The organism is Shewanella sp. SP1S1-7 (genome assembly GCF_031932105.1).
Lineage (GTDB): Bacteria > Pseudomonadota > Gammaproteobacteria > Enterobacterales > Shewanellaceae > Shewanella > Shewanella baltica.
The window spans coordinates 1-700 of sequence record NZ_JAUOEU010000075.1; the positions used below are offsets into that span (position 1 = coordinate 1).

At 43.6% G+C, this 700-nt stretch carries 1 protein-coding gene; it reads right to left on the reverse strand.

The annotated features are described in order from the left end of the window. Positions 1–68 precede the first annotated feature (68 nt). Positions 69–359: a DUF3144 domain-containing protein gene (locus tag Q4Q49_RS22125; RefSeq protein WP_311991396.1), complete on the reverse strand. Its 291-nt coding sequence runs from the start codon at positions 357–359 to the stop codon at positions 69–71. Between the last annotated feature and the right edge of the window lie 341 nt (positions 360–700).

Sequence of the window (700 nt, forward strand, 5' to 3'; positions counted from 1 at the left end):
CCATAAACGGCGCGAGTTTGCGAGCGTCCGGCGACCGTAGGGAGCGAATTTAATGGCCTTGTTATGCATTACTCGCTGGGCCTCATGTAAGACTCGAAGTTTTCGATGTAATCATCTAGGTTTTCTTCGAGCATTTTTCGGTATTCAGTGACGAAGTAGTCTAGTGTCTCTTGCTTGGAAGCAGCCATTTCTTGGCCATTATTCCAGCTGCACGCGCTAACCCATGCATTGAAACGAGCCGTAGCGTACATATTTGAAGCACTTACTTTGCCTAGGGTGGCCTTTTCATTTATCTGATCGTTGGACAAATGAATGTGCGCATCAGCACGCTCATAAAATTCGTCATCTACTTCTTGCACGGATTCTCCTTCGGTGCATAACGCTCAAAGCAAGCGCGCGGTATGCGTCGCCTTGCCTTTGTTTGTTATGTGTTTTCTCAAATTACGCAATGTAAAAGTACTCCTATAGTAAATGCGATTAGTAGCAGCCCAAAGAGCGAAACCAAAGAATTTCCCCATAGATAGTTTTCAACTTCTTCATGCAATTCAAGCTCATACTTGGGGTGCTTTCCCGCCGAGATAAGGCGTAAAGAGTAGTAACCCACAACGTAACATAATTTATAAAAAAACATTTCAACGAAAAGCCAAAAAACACCTCTGGCTATTAAAGAAATAAAGTCTTCCATGGCTCACCAAAACAC